At 44.4% G+C, this 20,452-nt stretch carries 17 protein-coding genes; 15 read left to right on the forward strand and 2 right to left on the reverse strand.

The window, feature by feature from the left end; genetic code table 11:
* Window positions 1-128 precede the first annotated feature (128 nt).
* Window positions 129-1,649, forward strand: coding sequence for an esterase/lipase family protein (locus tag ACZW67_RS00410; protein ID WP_465181736.1), 1,521 nt, complete (start codon window positions 129-131; stop codon window positions 1,647-1,649).
* 135 nt (window positions 1,650-1,784) lie between these two features.
* On the opposite strand, the gene hslO is transcribed toward ACZW67_RS00410, so the two are convergent.
* On the reverse strand, window positions 1,785-2,765 hold the full coding sequence (hslO, locus tag ACZW67_RS00415; RefSeq protein ID WP_465181737.1) for an Hsp33 family molecular chaperone HslO: 981 nt from the start codon (window positions 2,763-2,765) through the stop codon (window positions 1,785-1,787).
* A gap of 461 nt (window positions 2,766-3,226) precedes the next feature.
* Here hslO and ACZW67_RS00420 point away from each other — a divergent pair, with 461 nt between their 5' ends.
* From ACZW67_RS00420 to ACZW67_RS00485, 14 genes are all read left to right on the forward strand, one after another.
* Window positions 3,227-4,198 carry a glutamate/aspartate ABC transporter substrate-binding protein gene (locus ACZW67_RS00420; protein ID WP_197099804.1) on the forward strand — a complete coding sequence of 324 codons (972 nt, stop codon included), beginning with the start codon at window positions 3,227-3,229 and terminating at the stop codon, window positions 4,196-4,198.
* A 95-nt stretch (window positions 4,199-4,293) separates the two neighbouring features.
* Window positions 4,294-5,040, forward strand: coding sequence for an amino acid ABC transporter permease (locus ACZW67_RS00425; protein WP_189582821.1), 747 nt, complete (start codon window positions 4,294-4,296; stop codon window positions 5,038-5,040).
* A complete protein-coding gene (locus ACZW67_RS00430) occupies window positions 5,037-5,708 on the forward strand; it encodes an ABC transporter permease subunit (RefSeq protein ID WP_197129135.1) in 672 nt (223 codons plus the stop codon). The genes ACZW67_RS00425 and ACZW67_RS00430 overlap by 4 nt, the downstream gene beginning before the upstream one ends.
* Window positions 5,709-6,052: 344 nt before the next feature.
* A complete protein-coding gene (locus ACZW67_RS00435; RefSeq protein WP_465181812.1) occupies window positions 6,053-6,784 on the forward strand; it encodes an amino acid ABC transporter ATP-binding protein in 732 nt (243 codons plus the stop codon).
* Between the two features lie 191 nt (window positions 6,785-6,975).
* Window positions 6,976-7,599: an FMN-binding negative transcriptional regulator gene (locus tag ACZW67_RS00440; RefSeq protein WP_465181738.1), complete on the forward strand. Its 624-nt coding sequence runs from the start codon at window positions 6,976-6,978 to the stop codon at window positions 7,597-7,599.
* A gap of 78 nt (window positions 7,600-7,677) precedes the next feature.
* Entirely contained in the window at window positions 7,678-8,277 is a 600-nt protein-coding gene (locus tag ACZW67_RS00445; RefSeq protein WP_197215836.1) for a DJ-1/PfpI family protein, read from the forward strand.
* 102 nt (window positions 8,278-8,379) lie between these two features.
* The gene (locus ACZW67_RS00450; RefSeq protein WP_465181739.1) at window positions 8,380-9,624 is read left to right on the forward strand and encodes an FAD-dependent oxidoreductase; all 1,245 of its coding nucleotides are present in this window, start codon (window positions 8,380-8,382) and stop codon (window positions 9,622-9,624) included.
* A gap of 337 nt (window positions 9,625-9,961) precedes the next feature.
* The gene (locus tag ACZW67_RS00455) at window positions 9,962-11,737 is read left to right on the forward strand and encodes an AMP-binding protein (RefSeq protein ID WP_465181740.1); all 1,776 of its coding nucleotides are present in this window, start codon (window positions 9,962-9,964) and stop codon (window positions 11,735-11,737) included.
* A gap of 113 nt (window positions 11,738-11,850) precedes the next feature.
* Complete coding sequence (locus tag ACZW67_RS00460; RefSeq protein WP_465181741.1) at window positions 11,851-13,461, forward strand: carboxyl transferase domain-containing protein; 1,611 nt, start codon at window positions 11,851-11,853, stop codon at window positions 13,459-13,461.
* Between the two features lie 88 nt (window positions 13,462-13,549).
* Window positions 13,550-14,356, forward strand: a complete 807-nt coding sequence (locus ACZW67_RS00465; protein ID WP_465181742.1) for an enoyl-CoA hydratase/isomerase family protein — start codon at window positions 13,550-13,552, stop codon at window positions 14,354-14,356.
* Between the two features lie 69 nt (window positions 14,357-14,425).
* Window positions 14,426-16,555 carry an acetyl/propionyl/methylcrotonyl-CoA carboxylase subunit alpha gene (locus ACZW67_RS00470; protein ID WP_465181743.1) on the forward strand — a complete coding sequence of 710 codons (2,130 nt, stop codon included), beginning with the start codon at window positions 14,426-14,428 and terminating at the stop codon, window positions 16,553-16,555.
* A 59-nt stretch (window positions 16,556-16,614) separates the two neighbouring features.
* Window positions 16,615-17,535, forward strand: a complete 921-nt coding sequence (locus ACZW67_RS00475; RefSeq protein ID WP_465181744.1) for a hydroxymethylglutaryl-CoA lyase — start codon at window positions 16,615-16,617, stop codon at window positions 17,533-17,535.
* Window positions 17,536-17,739: 204 nt separating this feature from the next.
* Window positions 17,740-18,927, forward strand: a complete 1,188-nt coding sequence (locus ACZW67_RS00480; protein WP_194363649.1) for an isovaleryl-CoA dehydrogenase — start codon at window positions 17,740-17,742, stop codon at window positions 18,925-18,927.
* Between the two features lie 125 nt (window positions 18,928-19,052).
* Entirely contained in the window at window positions 19,053-19,589 is a 537-nt protein-coding gene (locus ACZW67_RS00485; RefSeq protein WP_465181745.1) for an energy transducer TonB, read from the forward strand.
* A gap of 88 nt (window positions 19,590-19,677) precedes the next feature.
* Here ACZW67_RS00485 and ACZW67_RS00490 read toward each other — a convergent pair whose 3' ends face one another.
* Complete coding sequence (locus tag ACZW67_RS00490; RefSeq protein WP_465181746.1) at window positions 19,678-20,400, reverse strand: pantothenate kinase; 723 nt, start codon at window positions 20,398-20,400, stop codon at window positions 19,678-19,680.
* Window positions 20,401-20,452: the final 52 nt, after the last annotated feature.

A 20,452-nucleotide genomic window follows, 5' to 3' on the forward strand; every position in this document is an offset into this window, starting at 1 on the left:
AACAATATTTCCTAACAATTAATACACTTCAAAATCCAATGACTTCTTCTATTTACGCTGTTTAAAGACTAGTATAGAAAACTATCCTTTTCGCTAAATGTGCCAACACAATGAACGCTATGAGCAACATGATGAACCCTCCAAATTTGCGTTATAAAGACCGTGTAAGCGATAGCATTGGTCGAGACGACAGCGATACTATCCGACACGAACTTGAAGCACATTTTGTACTAAACAACAGCGAGCCACTGCACAGTGATTTGTACGAGCAGATAGATCAACTCGAAGCCATTGATGTGGATGAGTTGGTCAAGCTATTGGCCGATGGCAGTCAAGAAACGGTAACGAAACCCGTGTCTTTGACGGATTTTTTTGAAGGCTTAGCGCAGCTTGCGACAGTTGGTGTGGTAGAGGTGACTGATATTGTAGAAGCCATTCACCGCGAAGTGATTTTGCGTCCTCTAGGTCGTTTTAACGAAAATCATTTAAACAAGTGGCAGCGCGGTATCACTGGCCGCATTTATGGCACGATACGTCATGTTATGCTGATGGTGGGTAATAATCTGGCATCGGTGCTCAGAGTATATAAAAACATCATTATGCAAAAGACATCTCAGCCATTGCCTGAGTCCTTAAAAAAACTGGTCAATGTGTTAAATGGTGTCATGGGTGATCATTTGGTCAATAGCCAAAACCCGCTCGCCATCCCGATGGTGCTGTACGATAAAGACGGCAACCCGCAATGTGAAGTACTGTCAGAACATGAAAAACTGCCAGAACGCGAAAAACTGTCAGGGCGTGTGGTCATCCTATGTCATGGTCTATGCATGAGCCATTTAAGTTGGCAGTCACAAGAGGGTAATGGTCTTGGTAGTGCGATTAGTCTTAGCCAGCCTGATACCACAGTGCTATATCTTGATTATAATACGGGTCGGCGTATCTCACGCAGCGGTCGTAAGTTTTGCCGAATATTGCAAGAGTTGGTCGATGATAATCCTAATATCAGTCAGCTAGATTTGGTCGGTCATAGTATGGGCGGCTTGGTCTCTCGTAGCGCGCTGTTTTATGGCGAGCAAGATCACTTGGATTGGGTGAAGCGAGTCGGTAATCTCATCACCTTAGGCTCGCCACATCACGGTGCTGTGCTCGAACGTATTGGTAATTATGTGCAAGAAATTATTGCCAAGCTACCGTTTGCAGGCTCGCTTGCAAAGCTGGGTGACATGCGTAGCGCGGGCATTATTGATCTGCGTCATGGCAGTATCCGTGATGTTGATTGGAAATCTTTAGAAGGACGTAGTGTGCTGCCACAAGACTTTCGTCATCCTACTGGTTTGCCAAGTGGTATCAAAACCTACTTTGCCGCCAGTGCCTTGGTCGAGACGCACTATGACTCTAAGATGACGGACTTGTTAGGAGATGGACTGGTGTCTGTAGCCTCTGCGCTAGGTGAAGATGATACTGAGCATGCGCTGTTTGTGCCAGATAGTCATAAAGCAGTGTTTTATGGTGTGAGCCATATGAATCTAATCAATAGTAGAAGAGTGCGTGAGCAAGTGGTCGCGTGGTTATTGGATAATGGTCAGCGTGACTATACCGGTGAAGATCGGATATATTCTTATCCTAGAAGTTGGGATGTGGCGGTGTAAAAGATTTTGAGTTTTCTGACTGTTCTTAGCACCATTAATCCCAATATTTTAAAAACTTAGTATAAAACAAAAACCCCTCAAGCATCACGCTTGAGGGTTTTTTTATAAACACTGATTTATAGTAAGTAAGAAAACTTACTCAGCGAATATCGCTGCCACATCATCTTTATTAAACTTATAGACTTCACCGCAAAATCCGCAATCCATCTCAAACGTGCCGCCTTGCTCTTCCACGATATCTAATGCCTCTGCTTCGCCAACTTGCTCAATGGCCATCTCACATTTTTCGCGTGAGCAGGTACAACCAAATGATAACGGCGCAGGTTCAGGTGCGACGATGTTTTCTTCATGATATAAGCGATATAGAATCTCGTTAGCATCGAGGGTGGTCAGCTCTTCGGCCTTGACCGTACGCGTCAATACAGACAAGCGTATCCATAAATCATCATCGATACCCGCATCTTGGTTTTGCTCAACTTCATAAGTCTCTGCGGCAGTACGAGGCAGCATCTGTACCAATATACCACCCGCTTGCAGGCCGTCAGACGCCAAATTAATCAACGTCGGAATCTGTGCAGATTGCTTTTGATAATGCGCCAAGCAGTCAGCCAAATTGTCATGGCTACGCTCAACGATACCTTGATATGGCTCGCCACCTTCAGGCTGAATATTGATAAACAATACGCCTTGTCCAGGTTCGCCTAGTTCAGCAAAGGCTTCTTTGGCATGGATCATATTGTCCCACGCTTGTACTTGCTCATCCGTTTCAGCTTTCCAGCTGGCAAGCGCGCGGATGACACCGTTTTGATCGCACTCTGCCATTGCCCAGTTGAGCAAGCTGTCGCTGTCTGATGACTGTAACTGAATGGACAAACGACCATTTATTTTAACGGTACTGATGAGCAAACTGGCAGCGGTTAGCATCTCACCCAATAAGCGTTTGATGGCTTCGGGATAAGGCTTTTGTGCAATTGTGCTCGCGTAGCTACGTGATAGGCGCACCACGTCACCACGTACGGGAGAGTCTTCGATGAAGAAGCGTTGGCGCACATCGTTGTCATGGTGGTTGCTAGTGGCTTGGCTATCCATATTTGGGGCTTGAGTGTCTTGTGTCATAGGTCATTTGTAGTATTAAGAAGTTGTTTGCTTTATGGGGATTCATCGTGATTTATCAATCATCTCTCTCGTACAGTTTGCATATATTTGTGGTTTATCGTCAGTCTAAATATCATCAAATCTACCTAGTTTTGGCATAAGAAAGCCACTCGTAGGTCGTATCTGTATGGCATAACGCTAGGATGAATCTGTGAAAAATTAATTGTCTTGACCGACATGTCTATAGGTATATGACAGCGACTAGGTGGCTGCACCTGCTGAAACGTACATATGTGGAAAAATGAATCCTTTACTAAAAAAGTTTACTACCAGCATTAAATTTGTTGTACAGTAACATTCAGTTGCATTGTGATAAACAACAGCAACAACCGTATGGATACATGGTAACTAGGTTAGGCAATACGCACTATGTTGTCCAACACTCATTAAATCTCGTAATAATGTGATAAAGGATGTTTTTCATGACTTACTTCTTTTCTAAACCGTTGACTTTGGCTGCTCTAGTGGCATTAGGCCTAACAGGCTGTAATAACAGCAGCGACACTAGCACTGACGCGCCAGCAGATGATGCAGCAGCGACAGAAACCATGAATGGTACGCTACAAAAAATTAAAGACTCGGGCACTATCGTTGTCGGCTATCGTGATTCTTCTATTCCTTTTTCATATGTTGCCGATGATCCTAATCAGCCTATGGGCTACGCACATGATCTAGAGATGAAAGTGGTTGAGGGTATTAAAGAAAAACTCAACATGCCAGATCTAGAAGTTCGTTATAACCTCATCACCTCACAAACTCGTATTCCTTTGGTTCAAAACGGTACGGTCGATTTTGAGTGTGGTTCAACAACCAATAACGTTGAGCGTCAAGAGCAAGTGGCTTTCTCTAATGGTTTCTTTGAGATTGGCACACGTCTATTGACCAAAGCAGACTCTGGCATCAATGACTTTGAAGACCTAAAAGGTAAGCGCCTAGTGACTACCGCTGGTACGACTTCAGAGCGTTATATTCGTCAGTATAATGACGAGAAAAAGATGGATACCGATATTATCTCTGCTAAAGATCATGGCGAAGGCTTCTTGATGCTAGAGAGCGGCCGCGCTGATGCGTTTATGATGGATGATGTATTGCTAGCAGGCGAAAAAGCCAAAGCTAAAAATCCTGATGAATGGGTCATCGTTGGTACGCCGCAATCGTTTGAGATTTATGGTTGTATGATGCGTAAAGACGATGCTGAATTCAAAACAGTTGTAAACGACGCGCTGAACAAAACCTTTAGCTCAGGCGAAATCAATAGCATCTATGACAAGTGGTTCCTAAACCCAATTCCACCAAAGAATGTCAACTTGAACTTTGAGATGTCAGACAACCTAAAAGCACTTATCGCCAATCCGCATGATAGCGATCAGCCAAAAGTAGCAGCAGCACAGTAGTATTTGTCCTTCAATCTAGCTTGCTTACGTGTTCAGATCGAACTTATCGCTCATCTGACACGTAAGTTTTTCAATCGCTGTTCGGAGAGACAATCATGAATTATAGCTGGAACTGGGGTGTGCTCTTTGAGCATACGGGTATTGGCAACGAGCTGTATATCCACTGGATGATTACTGGTCTTGGCTGGTTATTACTGATTGGTAGTATTGCTTGGACCATTGCTATGGTCGTCGGTACTGTCTTCGGTATTATGCGTACTTTACCTAACAAAACAGCTCGTCGCATTGGCACCGCTTATGTGACCTTTTTTCGTAATATTCCGCTGCTTGTGCAGCTATTTTTTTGGTTTTATGTGGCACCTGGATGGTTGACGCCAGCGCTACAAGAATGGTGGTTTAGAGATCTATCACCGAATACATCCGCGATGCTCTCAGCCAGTATTGGTTTAGGACTGTTTACAGCAGCTCGTATTGTCGAGCAAGTACGTACCGGTATCGAGTCGCTACCAAAAGGACAGATAAACGCAGCGTATGCACTAGGCTTCACTATTCCACAAGCTTACAAGCAAGTACTGCTACCACAAGCATTCCGTATTATCTTACCACCGCTTAGCTCTGAGCTGACCAACTGTTTTAAGAATGCCTCTGTCGCCTCATTGGTTGGTGTCATGGAGCTCATCAGTCAGACCAAAACCATCAGCGAATACACACAGAATAGCCTTGAGATTTATACTTATGCGACGATTATCTACCTCGTCTTTAATCTCTCGCTAATCGCTATTATGGGTCTGATCGAGCGTAAATTAAGAGTACCAGGGCTTATCGCAGGGAGTCAGAAATGAATATGATGACCGAACTTGCGACCGCGTATCCAGGCTTAATGGGTGGCATGATTACCACGCTAAAAGTCCTGTTTTTGGCTATTATCGGTGGTATCAGCTTAGGTACTGTATTGGCGCTCATGCGCTTATCAGGTATCAAAGCATTAGAGATCCCCGCTAAGCTGTATGTTAATTATTTTAGATCCGTACCGCTACTGTTGGTGCTACTGTGGTTCTACTTTGCCGTCCCGATGATTTATTTTTGGGCAGCGGGTAAGTATTTACAACTAGATGCAGCCTTTGCTTCTTGTGTTGTCGCCTTTATGATGTTCGAAGCGGCTTACTTCTCAGAAGTCGTCCGTGCGGGTATTCAGTCTATCGGTAGTGGACAGGTCAATGCAGCTAAAGCATTGGGCATGACTTATGGGCAGACCATGCGTCTGGTGATTTTGCCACAAGCCTTTCGCAAAATGCTGCCATTGATTTTGCAGCAATGTATTATCTTATTCCAAGATACGACCTTAGTATTCGCTATTGGTCTGACCGACTTCTTCCGAGCGGCATACGTACGTGGTGAGCTAATGGGTCTATTGACGCCTTATATCTTGGGCGCTGGTGCCGTATATTTTGTCTTGAGCTTGGCAGCTTCGGTAGGCGTACAACGCGTACAGAAAAGGTTAAGGTTTTAATAAAGGACTGTTAAGCGTTAGAGTCGATCAATGCATGGTTATCTGAACATCGTTATCTGATCTCATTTGATAGACTCTAATGCTTTCAAAATTTAACTGCATTTGTCATTAATGTATCGTTGATTCAGTTTAAAAGAGAGACAAGGCAACTGAGTGCAGATGTATATGTAATACTTCAAGCGAGGTTAACGCGGTAACTCTTTTATAGAGGATTGACTATATTTTGACTGAATGCAATTGGGCAAGATTAAGAATAAGGCTAGGAGCCAACGATGAATAATGCTAAAACGTTTATAAATGACTTTGGTGGGCTAGTCACAGACAGTGGTCATGCTAGCAATGAGATGGTCGTTGAGATAGATAGCGTTAGCAAGTGGTATGGTGACTTTCAGGTACTGACTGACTGTACCGCTCATGTCCACAAAGGCGATGTCGTCGTGGTCTGTGGTCCATCGGGTAGCGGTAAATCCACCTTGATTAAGACCGTGAATGGGCTAGAGCCTTTTCAAAAAGGCAATATCATGGTCAACGGTATCTCTGTCGGTGACCCAAAAACCAACTTACCTAAGCTACGTAGCCGTGTCGGCATGGTATTTCAGCATTTTGAGCTATTCCCTCACTTAAGCATCATTGATAATTTAATGGTTGCGCAAATCAAAGTATTGGGCCGTAAAGAAGCGGAAGCCAAACAAAAGGGCATGGCTTATCTAGATCGAGTAGGGTTGACGGTTCAAGCCAATAAATATCCTGCTGAGCTATCAGGTGGTCAACAGCAGCGTGTCGCTATTGCTCGTGCACTAGCGATGGATCCCATAGCGATGTTGTTCGATGAGCCAACGTCAGCACTCGATCCTGAGATGATTCAAGAAGTGCTCGATGTGATGGTGGAACTGACTCGTGATGGTATGACGATGATGTGTGTGACGCACGAAATGGGTTTTGCCAGTCAGGTAGCCAATCGTATTATCTTTATGGATGAAGGTCATATCGTTGAGAACTGTAGTAAGGATGAGTTCTTTGAAGGCGCGAAAAGTGAGCGTGCACAGCAGTTCTTATCGAAGATTCTCAATCATTAAATAGATTCTGATTTACGATTATTTATAGCGCTGTTTCTAACATAAAGACATGTTCTAACACTTATTTTTCTTTCCACTGCTAATGGTTATACGAAGCGCCCTATTAGAGACGGTTAAATGCTATCTTTAATAGGGCGCTTTGTATTCAGTTTCTTTTATATAGCTATTTGAAAAACGACTTGGAGCCTATGATGTTCACCCCCAAAGCATTTAAAGAGGAAGACTTTGAGACTATAAAAACCTTTATCAAAGAGCAGCCTCAGGCTACTATCATCGTACAAACAAATACTGGACTAGATGCTTGTCATATTCCGATGTACTGGCAAGATGATGGCAGTCAATACGGTTGTCTATATGGGCACATGGCTAAAATAAATACTTTGAACAATAGTGGTAATATTGATGCACCATGGCTGGTTATATTTCAAGATGCTGGTCATTACATCAGCCCCAATTGGTACCCAAGTAAATCAATAACCCATAAAGAAGTACCCACATGGAACTATCGTAGCGTGCATATCACAGGATTAGTTCGCCTGATAACTGAGCCTGAAATGCTGATTGAAATCTTAACGAAGCTAACCACAGATTTTGAAGCCAACCAACCTATTCCATGGTCACTCAGTGATGCGCCAGTGAACTACATTCAAGCACTTTGTCGAGCGATTGTTGGTATTCGCATCAATATCACGGATGTTCAAGCACAGTTTAAACTTAGTCAAAATAAGACTGCTGAAAATAGAGCAGGCATAATCGCAGGACTAGGGCGACTGCAAACGGAAAAGGCAGATGAAATGGCTAAGCTAATTGATTAGACAAGCTTGAAAATATAGTGTTTATGATACTGATGGATTTAATTTTACTTAATGATATCAACTTAATTAGGATTGACTATGACGCTAAAGCGAACCGTTGGCATACTACTGTTTAATGAAGTAGAGGTGTTGGACTTTGCAGGACCTTTTGAGGTGTTTTCATTAGCTGAAAATGCTGATAACAATAAGTATTTTGACGTTATCACTATAGCTGAGAACCAAGCGCCAATATCTGCTAGGAATGGTCTGCAAGTTATTCCTGATTATAATTTTACCAACCATCCAGACATTGATGTACTAATAATCCCTGGTGGTTATGGTGCTGAAAAAATAGAAATACATAATAAAGTAGTGATTGACTGGATCAAGACTCAAGAAAATTTGGCAGAGCTTACACTTTCAGTGTGTACAGGAGCGTTACTATTGGCAGAAGCAGGTTTGCTGGCTGGTAGGTCAGCCACCACGCATTGGATGGATTTGGATAATCTGGCATCGTATCCTAGTATCAACGTTATCTCTGATACTCGCTTTGTAGATGCCAGTGATGATACATGTAATATTGTCACATCAGCGGGAATAAGTGCAGGCATCCATGCAAGTCTATACTGTATCGAAAAACTAATAGATAGTGAAACCATGCGTGCAACAGCACATCGCATGGAGTTCGATATTAACTAATTAAGTGAGTTATTGGATAGATGAGTGCATGGCTGTTTACTGATACAATAGCGGTCAATATTCTAACAACTAAAATAATCTCTTATTTATATTGGAGCTAATATGAGCGCTGAAAACTCAGAAGTATTAAACAACGGTATCGTCATTATTGGTGCAGGTTTGGCTGGCTGGCATGTCATCGATGCCATTCGTGCGAAAGACAAAGATATTCCGATTACGTTGGTGACAGCTGACAGTGGCGATCGCTATCATAAACCAATGCTGACGATGGCGATTAGCCAAAAGAAAAGTGCAGCAGATTTGGTCAGAGCAACGGGCGTTGATGCCGCAGAATCTGCAAACGTTAAGCTACTTGCCAATACACAGGTTACGGATGTTGATACGGCTACTCAACAGTTGCAGCTAGTCTCTGCACAGCGCTCAGATCCAGCCAACACGGATTATGCCACGATCAGTTATGGCAAGTTAGTACTGGCGATGGGTGCGCATCCTATCTTCCCAAAAAGCTTGCCAGAGGATTTGGTATGGCACGTCAATCATATTGAGCGTTTTGGACAGTTGCAAGAAAAGCTAGCAACAGGTAGCCAGCACGTTGCTATCGTCGGTGCAGGTATGGTTGGGACGGAGATTGCAGAAGACTTACTCAAAGCAGGTCATCAGGTGACGCTCATTGATTTAAACGATGCGCCACTATCACAAATGCTACCACCACAAGCGACGGCTCGTATCGCTCAAGCGGTCAAGTCGCAAGGAATCAACTTTTTAGGGGGTTGTCAAGTATCTGCTATTACTCGTATCAGTGATAGCAGCAATGGTAGCGACAGTGATGGAAAGCTACAAGTCAGTTATGAGGCGCTAGGATCAGCGACAGACAGTACGACTGTTGAGCCAATTGAACCGCTCATCGTAGATCATGTGATTGCCAGTACAGGTCTGACGGTCAATGATAAGCTGCCTGCTGCTGCTGGTGTCGAGTTCAATCGCCGTACTGGTATCGTGGTAGATGCGCCAACCTTGCGTACCAGTACAGCCAATATTTATGCGATTGGTGACTGCATGTCTATCGATGGCGTGCCGTGTCGTTATGTGGCCCCATTACGCGCTCAGGCTGCTACCATTGCCGATGATGTATTGGGACTAGAGCATGACGGTTATGAGCATAAGCCACCAATGATTCGCCTGAAAAACAAAGCAATCTCTGTCATGGTAACAGGTGTGCCGCAAGCGACTGGCAACTGGCAGGTCAAGACAGAAAGTGATGAAGAGTTGGTCATGGACTTGCTAAATGATAGTGATGACGTTAGCGCTACGTTGACCATCAAGTTGCCACCAATCGTTAAAGTTTAATGATCTTAAGGTTGAGTTTATTTTAAGAAGTTAGCTTTTAGACTCAATTCTAATAACTAAGCCAATCATACTAGCCATAGTATGATTGGCTTTTTTGTGTCAACAATTTGCCATATTTTTGTGATAGTTTTAGTGAAGTACCTATCTTTTATAAGATAAAGTTTTAATTAAATGATACGAATTGTATTACTATGATTGACAGCTGTTTGTTTACAACGGTATAGTAGTGACAATCTATATAAGACCTATTCAAGGAAGAGTAACGGGTCTACAGGCTATCAGTACGTACTATCTATAAATGACCAATACGATAAAAAGTAAAACGAAAGGACTCGTTATGACGCAAACTCCTGATTTTGATGCGACTCAAATTGATTTTGATACTATTCTAAATAGCATTCCTAGTATTAATATGGGCGCACGCTCAGCAAATGCACCGCTTACCCAAAGCTATGATAAAGGTCCTGATGTGCCGCTTATTGAGGCGACTATCGGTGACTTTTTTGATGCTATCGTGTCTAAGTATCCAGAGCGCGAAGCTTTGGTTTCTCGCCATCAAAACATCCGCTGGACCTACCGCGAGCTACAACAGCAAGTCAATCAGCTAGCCAGTAGTATGATTGAGATGGGGCTAGAAATCGGTGATCGCATCGGTATCTGGTCGCACAACAATGCTGAATGGTTGCTCATGCAATTAGCGACGGCAAAAGTCGGTGTTATCCTCGTCAATATCAATCCCGCTTATCGTACTTTTGAGCTGCAATATGCCTTGAATAAATTGGGTTGCTCAGCGCTTGTGCTCATGCGTCATTTCAAAACCAGCGATTATGCCAGTCTCATCAGTGAACTGTGTCCTGAAATTTATCATAAAGACTACACTCAGCTTGATTTGGTCGAAATTCCGACGATTGAGCGTATCATTTGGATTGATGAGCCAGCATCTGAGGAAACCTTTGGCTTTATGCAGAAATTCTCTGCATGGATGGTGGAAGGCGATGCCAATGACCCACGGGTTGCAGAGCGTCAAGCCCAGCTAAACAATACCGATGCTATCAATGTGCAGTTCACCAGTGGTACGACTGGTACGCCAAAAGGGGCAACCTTAAGCCATCGCAATATTCTTAACAACGGCTATTTCATCGGTGAGGCCATGAACCTTACCGAAGAAGATAAGCTGTGCATTCCAGTGCCCTTGTATCATTGTTTTGGTATGGTGCTTGGCAATTTAGCGATTCTCACGCATGGCGGCTGTATCGTTTATCCAAATGATGGCTTTGAGCCATTAACCGTATTGCAAGCGGTCGAAGAAGAAAAATGTACAGGTCTGCACGGTGTGCCAACAATGTTTATCGCTGAGCTTGACCATCCGGAGTTTAAAAACTTTGATCTATCGACTTTGCGTACTGGCATCATGGCAGGCTCTAGTTGTCCGATTGAAGTCATGCGCCGTGTCATCGATGAAATGCACATGAGTGAGGTCACCATTGCGTATGGTATGACAGAGACCAGTCCAGTCTCTTGCCAGACCAATGAACATACGCCGCTTGATAAGCAAGTATCGACTGTTGGCCTAGTGCAGCCTGCGCTTGAGGTCAAAGTCGTCAATACGGAAACGGGTGAGACTGTCGCCTTGGGCGAGACCGGTGAGTTACTCACACGCGGTTATTCAGTGATGAAAGGCTATTGGGGCAGCCGTTTTAAAACCCGTGCGGCCATCCAAGATGGTTGGATGCATACGGGTGATTTGGCTACGATGGATGAGGACGGTTATGTCAAAATAGTTGGTCGTAGTAAAGACATGGTGATTCGCGGTGGCGAAAATATTTATCCTGTCGAAATCGAAAACTACCTTTATCGTCATCCAAAGATTCGTGATGTGCAAATCGTCGGTATTCCTGATAAAAAGTATGGTGAAGTACTCGCGGCTTGGATTATTCCTAAAGAAGCAGACAGCTTGACGGAAGAGGAAGTGCGTGAGTTCTGTAGCGAGCATATTGCCCATTATAAGGTGCCGACTTATTATCGCTTTGTCACTGAATATCCGATGACTATCACTGGAAAAATTCAGAAATATAAAATCATTGAACAAATGAAAGAAGAGTTAGGTTTGTAGAAATTTAACCACTCTTATCTGCTATTTTATGAATAAGATATATGAGTAAAAGCTAAAATAAAGCATAAAATAAAAAAGCCACTTGCATTTACGCACTAAAGAAAAGGGATGTCATGAGCGCTATCATAACCAGTAAACTGAGTCCAAACGCCGCTGAATTTCAGCAAAACAGTGCCGCAATGCAAGCGGTGGTCGATGACTTATATGGTCACCTGCGTAAAGTCGTGCAAGGCGGTTCAGAGCGTGCACGTGCCAAGCATTTAGCCCGTGGCAAACTCTTGCCCCGTGAGCGTGTTGAGCGTTTGCTCGATGTGGGTACGCCATTTTTAGAAGTGGCACCGATGGCAGCGCATGATATGTATGGCGAAGAGATTCCAGCCGCTGGCGTGATTGCGGGTATCGGTCGTATCAATGGTACCGAATGTATGATCGTTTGTAATGATGCCACGGTAAAGGGCGGTACTTACTATCCAATGACGGTCAAAAAACATCTGCGTGCGCAAGAAATCGCGCAAGAAAATAACTTGCCTTGTGTTTACTTAGTTGATTCAGGCGGTGCTAATTTACCCAATCAAGATGACGTATTCCCCGATAAAGAGCACTTTGGTCGCATCTTCTTTAATCAGGCAAATATGAGTGCGACGGGTATTCCGCAGATTGCTGTGGTCATGGGCAGCTGTACGGCTGGCGGGGCTTATGTGCCAGCGATGAGTGACGAGTCGATTATCGTCAAAGAACAAGGCACCATCTTTTTGGGTGGTCCACCGCTGGTAAAAGCAGCAACGGGTGAAGAGGTCACCGCAGAAGACTTGGGCGGCGGCGATGTGCATACCCGTCTGTCAGGGGTCGTCGATCACTTAGCACAGAGCGATACTCATGCGTTATCGATTGCACGCAACATCGTTAGCCATCTAAATCGTCCTGCGAAGCAAGTGCCCAATCAAATCAAACCACGTCCACCACGTTATGATGCCAAAGAACTATATGGCGTCATTCCAACCGATAAACGTAAGCCATTTGATATCAAAGAAATCATTGCTCGTATCGTCGATGATAGTGCTTTTGATGAATTTAAATCACGATTTGGCACGACGCTGGTTTGCGGATTCGCTCATATCGAAGGGATGCCAGTCGGTATCATCGCCAACAACGGTATTCTGTTCAGTGAGTCAGCGCAGAAAGGCACACACTTCATTGAGCTGTGTTGTAAGCGCAAAATTCCATTGATATTCCTCCAGAACATCACTGGTTTTATGGTCGGTCGCAAATATGAAAACGAAGGCATTGCCCGTCATGGTGCCAAAATGGTCATGGCAGTCGCCAATGCAAAAGTGCCAAAATTCACGGTCATTGTCGGTGGCTCATTCGGTGCTGGCAACTACGGTATGTGTGGCCGCGCTTATAGCCCGCGCTTCTTATGGATGTGGCCAAATGCGCGCATCTCGGTGATGGGTGGCGAGCAAGCAGCATCGGTCTTGGCAACGGTCAAGCGTGACAATTTTGATCGTAAAGGCGAGGCATGGAGCGATGATGATGAAGCCGCATTTAAAGCGCCGATTCTCGATATGTATGAAAAGCAAGGTCACCCATATTATGCCACCGCACGTCTATGGGATGACGGCGTGATTGACCCTGCTGATACGCGACATGTATTGGCATTAGGACTAAGCGCTGCCTATAACGCACCTATTGAAGAGACAACGTTTGGTGTTTTTAGAATGTAGTCAACAACCAGTTCTTAGTATTTAATGGTACTCAATAAATATATCCATTAGTAAAGATAGTGGATAGTGACTAAAAAAAGAGAAGACAATGCAACAAAATATAAATAACTATAAAAGCTTATTGGTCAAAGTCGAACAGCATGTGGCAACAGTGATGTTGAATCGTCCTGAAATACGTAATGCCTTTAACGATGAAATGATTGCTGAGCTAACCGATGCATTCAATACGCTTGGCGCTGATGATGAGGTACGTGTCATCGTACTAGCGGCTGCTGGCAAGGCATTCTGCGCAGGTGCCGATTTGAATTGGATGCGTGCCATGGCGGATTATAGCTATGAGGAAAACCTAGCAGATGCTGATAAATTAGCACAGATGCTCAAGACTATTTATGAGTGCCCGAAACCAACAGTTGCTGCTATTCAAGGTGATGTTTATGCCGGTGGCATGGGTCTAGTCGCTGTCTGTGATGTGGCCATCGCTGTTAAAATTGCAAACTTCTGCCTCAGTGAAGTACGTTTGGGCTTAGCCCCTGCAACGATTAGCCCTTATGTTATACGAGCATTGGGTGCTAGAGCATCGCAGCGTTATTTCTTAAGTGCTGAAGTGTTTGATGCCAAAAAAGCACGTCAGCTTGGCTTTATCCATGAGCGTGTTAGCGAAGAATGGCTGGCTGATGAGGTCGCTATATTTTGTAGAAAAGTCGTCAAAAATAGCCCTGATGCAGTCAAAACCTGCAAGCAGCTATTACACGACGTCGCTGGTGCGCCCATCACTGATAAGCTGATTGCGGACACGGTAAAAGGCATCGCTGATATTCGTTCATCAGAGCAAGGTAAAGAGGGCGTACAAGCCTTTTTACAAAAGCGTAAGCCCAATTGGTTGACGGCAGATTAATAATGCACAAAAGATAAATGAGTAAATAGACAAGACGTCAAATAAAAACGATAACACACAGGGATAGTTATGTTTTCTAAAATTCTAATTGCCAACCGTGGTGAAATTGCCTGCCGAGTAGCCGCGACTGCCAAGCGTCTGGGGGTCAGCACCGTCGCTGTTTATTCTGATGCGGATCGTGAAGCTAAGCATGTGGCTGTTTGTGATGAGGCTATTTATTTGGGTGGTTCGGCTCCTAAAGACAGCTATCTAAAAGGTGATGCGATTATCGCGATAGCGCTTGAGACTGGCGCACAAGCGATTCATCCGGGTTATGGGTTTTTGAGCGAAAATGCTGATTTTGCGCAAGCTTGTCAGGATGCAGGATTGGTCTTTATCGGTCCATCTGCTGATGCTATCCGTGCAATGGGCGGCAAATCTGAGTCCAAGCGATTGATGGAGATAGCGGGCGTGCCACTGATACCGGGCTATCATGGTGACAATCAAGATGCAGAATTTTTGCAGCAGCAAGCCGACGCTATTGGCTATCCTGTCTTGATTAAAGCCAGTGCGGGTGGCGGTGGTAAAGGTATGCGTATCGTTGAAAAAAGCAGCGATTTTGTGGATTTATTAGACTCATGTCGCCGTGAAGCCATTACCAGCTTTGGTGATGATAAAGTGTTGGTTGAAAAATACGCCTTAAAACCGCGCCATATCGAAATCCAAGTATTTGGTGATACGCAAGGCAACTATGTGCATTTGTTTGAGCGTGATTGTTCCGTACAGCGCCGTCACCAAAAAGTATTAGAAGAAGCGCCTGCACCGGGTGTTGATATTGCGATGCGTGAAGCGATGGGAACCGCTGCCATTGAAGCGGCTCGTGCGGTCGATTATGTCGGCGCAGGCACGGTCGAGTTTATCGTTGAGCAGCGTGAAGACGCTATGAATTTTTATTTCATGGAGATGAATACGCGGTTGCAGGTTGAGCATCCAGTCAGTGAAGCCATTACTGGTGTCGATTTGGTCGAGTGGCAGCTTTTAGTTGCGGCAGGTCAGCCATTGCCAAAAACCCAAGATGATCTGACTATCAACGGTCATGCAATTGAGGCACGTATCTGTGCCGAAAATCCTGACAATAGCTTCTTGCCAGCGACGGGTACGTTATTTACGTATCAAAAACCTGAACACAGCACCTTTATGATTGATAAAGACGGTACTGGCGTGCGTATCGATGATGGCGTGCGCGAAGGCGATGTGATTAGCCCGTTCTATGACTCTATGATTGCCAAGCTGATCGTTCATGCACCGACGCGAGAGCAAGCGTTAGCCAAGCTCGATCGAGCACTTGCCCAAACGCGTATCGTGGGTTTGCCGAATAACGCGGCATTTTTGCGCTATATTTTGAATACGGCGTCTTTTAGCAAAGCCAATCTCGATACGGCATTGATTGAGCACGAGCGTGATGCGATTTTTAATCAGCAGCCTTTAGCTTTATCGACGCTGGTTGTGACCGCCATTACTCGTCAGCTTGCGAGTGAGATGGCGACGCAAGAGTCAGATATCGATCCATTTAGCAAACCTACTGGCTTCCGTGCTTATAACGATTACACTCGCTCATTCAGCTTGGTTTATGATGAGAGTGCTTATACTGCCCGCCTGAGCAATTGGCATAATGCGAATTGTTCTGATAGTAAAAAGGGCGGCGATAATCTCAGCAGCTTTACGCTTGTTATTGAAAAAGAAGTCGCGAATACGCAGGATAATGGCAATGTTAACGTAGCTGCTCAGACCGAAACAGTTTATGAAGGTCAAGTGAGCTATGTTAGCAGTGACGAAAATAATCATACGTTATGGTTGGATGGTGCACGTACTAGTGCGCAAAGCTGGGTGCATAATGAGACCGTTTATGTGTTCACAGACAGTGGCCGTGACGAAATTACGCTTGTTGATATCATGGCGCACGTAGGCGAAGAGTCCGCAGCGGTCGGTAGTTTAAAGTCACCGATGCCAGGTCAAGTAGTGGCCTTTAAAGTGGCGGTTGGCGATACTGTGAAAAAAGGCGAGCCGTTAGCAGTCATCGAAGCGATGAAGATTGAGCATACTATTACTGCGCCGACGGATGGGGTTGTGGCAGAATTGCTATTTGCAGCAGGTGATTTGGTCGCTGATGGTGACGAGTTATTACGCATTGATACTGGTGAAAATACTGAGAGCGAATAGCTGACCAAGCCTAATAAAAAAGCCTCACAGAAAGGCGAGCATTAAAAAGGATGATAAGTATGAAAAATGCATACCCAAAACACGTCACCATCGTTGATGTCAGCCCGCGTGATGGACTTCAAAACGAGTCAACGACGGTACCGACTGAGGTTAAGCAAACGCTTATCAATGATCTGATTGCGGCAGGTGTCAAAAAGCTAGAAGCAACAAGCTTTGTCTCGCCAAAGTGGGTGCCACAAATGGGCGATAATAGCGAGCTACTTGACGCGCTAGCGCCGACACGGCAGAAAGATATTTGCTACTCAGTCCTAGTGCCCAATATGCGCGGTTTTGAAAATGCCATTTTGCACCGTCCTGACGAAATCGTTATTTTCGGCTCAGCCAGCGAAACCTTTAGTCAAAAAAATATCAATTGTAGTATCGATGAGAGTATCGAGCGTTTTGCACCAGTGGCAGCGGCTGCAAAAGCGCAAGGCATCAAAGTACGCGGCGTTATCTCTTGTACAGTCGGCTGTCCGTATGAAGGCGAGATTGATCCTAGCCAAGTGGCTTACGTCACCAAACGATTGGTTGAGATTGGTGCTGAGCAAATTGGCATTGCTGATACTATTGGTGTTGGTACGCCGATCAAAGTACAACGAGCCCTGCAGGCAGCTCTTGAATATGCTGATATCTCTATGCTATCGGGTCATTTTCATGACACTTATGGTCAAGCATTGAGCAATACGCTAGCCGCACTACAAATGGGTGTTAGTGAGTTTGATACCTCAGTGGCTGGTCTTGGCGGCTGTCCTTATGCTAAAGGCGCAACGGGTAATGTGGCAACCGAAGATGTGGTGTATATGCTGCATGGTATGGGTATCAGCACAGGTATTGATTTGGATAAATTGGTCGTGGCAGGTGAGCGTATCAGTGAGTTTTTAAAGCGTCCAAATGGCTCAAATGTGGCACGTGCCATTATCAATAAACGCCAGTCTTAATTAGTATCGTCAATCCACTATAAAAGCCTGATAGCGTTAACCTCGCTTGAAGTATTCAATATACATCGACACTCGGTTGCCTTGTCATACTTTCACATTGAATTGACTACGACTTCAAAAATGACATTATAAATACAGTTACAGTGGTTTTAAAAAACAGATTGAAATTCGAAATTTAAAAATATCAAAACACAAGGAATGGTTATGAGTTTACCTGGATTGAATTTTCAGCTTGGCGAAGATATTGATGCCCTACGCGATATGGTACAGCAGTTTGCAACCAATGAAATCGCCCCACGTGCTGCCGAGATTGATAGCAGCGATGAGTTCCCCATGGATCTGTGGCAGAAGATGGGTGATATTGGTCTACATGGTATTACCGTTCCTGAAGAGTACGGCGGCTCTAACATGGGCTACGTCGCACACATGGTCGCGATGGAAGAGATTAGCCGTGCTTCGGCATCGGTAGCATTGAGCTATGGTGCGCACTCTAATCTGTGCATCAACCAAATTAAACGTAATGGTAGTGAAGCACAAAAACAAAAGTACTTACCAAAGCTGGTCAGCGGGGAGTTCATCGGTGCACTGGCAATGAGTGAGACTGGTGCTGGCTCAGACGTTGTTAGCATGAAGCTCAGAGCCGAAGAGAAAGACGGCAGCTATGTGTTGAATGGCACTAAAATGTGGATTACCAATGGCCCAGATGCGGATGTGATGGTAGTCTACGCGAAGACCAATCCAGAGCTAGGCGGTAAAGGCATGACCGCTTTTATCGTTGAAAAAGGCATGGAAGGTTTCGGCACAGCGCAAAAACTCGATAAGCTCGGCATGCGTGGTAGTCATACGGGCGAGATGACCTTTAACAATGTGACCGTACCAAGTGAAAATATCTTGGGTGGTCTCAATGAAGGCGTTAAGGTATTGATGAGTGGCCTAGATTATGAGCGCGCCGTATTGGCTGCAGGTCCTATCGGTATCATGCAAGCCGTGATGGACAATGTCGTACCTTATATCCATGACCGTAAACAGTTTGGTCAAGCCATCGGTGAGTTCCAGCTTATCCAAGGTAAAGTGGCAGATATGTATACCATACTGCAAGCAGGTCGCAGCTTCTTATATACCGTCGGCAAAAACCTCGATATGTTGGACGCGCGTGGTGCCGGTCATAGTCGAGAAGTGCGTAAAGATTGCGCCAGTGTGATTCTATGGTGTGCCGAAAAAGCCACTTGGATGGCAGGCGAGGGCATTCAAATATTTGGCGGTAATGGCTACACCAACGAGTATCCACTTGGTCGCTACTGGCGCGATGCCAAGCTATACGAGATTGGCGCGGGTACCAGCGAAATTCGCCGTATGCTAGTCGGTCGTGAGTTGTTTAACGAGACCAAATAATCCTAATAGGTATAAATAATTAGTTAATTTTTATCGAATTATGTTCACTTTAAAACTAAAAATGTGCTACGTTATGTCTTTCATAGCGTGGCACTTTTTAATGACTGAAATAAAAGACTTTTATAATGATTCGTAAACGATATACCAAGTTCGCTCTTAATCACATAGCTTCCAACGATACAGCTTCTCTCTTTCTCAGTAATATAAAATCTATCGGTATTTATAGCCTATTAGTCACTATATTTGGATTGTTTACGATGACAGCAAGCATAACGACTGTACAGGCAGAGTTGGTTGATTTGTCTAGTCCTGAGCCTGTTATTAAGTTTGCTAATAGTGAAGCAAGTTGGCGAAGACCGCCGAAATTCGATCGTGCTATTCGTCATATTTCTATGGATAGATATTTAATTCATTGTTCCTATGACGAAAATGGGGCTGCTATAAAGCCTTGTGATAGAACGGATTTAAAAATGGTTTTGTCATTGCGCGTTGATAAGCAAGGCAGTATCAAAAATGTAAAAGTGATTGAGAGTAGTGGTGTAGAAAGGGTAGATAAAATGGCTATTAATGAACTGTACAAAGCTCGATTGAAGCCTTTTTTGAGAGAAGGAAAGGCTGTAGAAGGTAGGGTTGATATACCGATTGTATTTACAGCACCATAACCATTCTCTTTAAAGCAAAAAAAGCAGTACGCCTAAGACGTACTGCTTTTTCTATTCTAACTTTATAAAATACGACAACACACTTCAATTATTTACTATGATCAAAATATCGTGCCAGACCATTTAATAATAAATCATCACGCAGACGTACAGGGCGATTGACGTGCTGCGAGATAATGGCTGCATCACCACCCGTCATGATGACTTCAAAGTTGGGATGACGATGGCTAATCTCATTAATCGCACCGACGATTGATAATAGTATGCCGCGATGTACCGCATCTTGTGTGGTCACACCTTGGCCGACACTGTCGAAAGTACCATTAGAGATGGTGATTTGCTTGGTACCAGAAAACAATGACTCACGTTGCAGGTAGATACTGGGGAAAATATAACCACCCAAATGCTCAGCGTGATCGATCAAATCAATGGTCACTGCTGTACCGCAACCAATCACACATTGACGCTTTTTCTTATCGACTGCACCTAGCATTTGTAGCCAGCGATCACAGCCTAGCTGCTCATCGTTATAGTTACTTTTCATGAGTGTGTGAGCTGCGTCGACATGGACGAATTCAAACGGAATATTTAGACGGCTTAAGGTCTCTGATACCTTGGCATTCAGCTCGTTACCTAGTACAGATGAGATACCAATAAAGTCAGGAGCAAAACGCTCAAAGCGATCCGTCAGACCCATCAGCAATTCGGCTGGTGCTTGCAAATGTTGTTTGGCATCATGTGTGACTATCTGACCGATATCATCGGTGAGCCAGTATTTCAGGCGGGTATTTCCAAGATCAAGCCAGAGCATAAAATTCCCTTTATATACAGTGAAGCAATTATCAATATCCTATCCTGATAGT

The organism is Psychrobacter sp. TPE 89C (assembly GCF_055522395.1).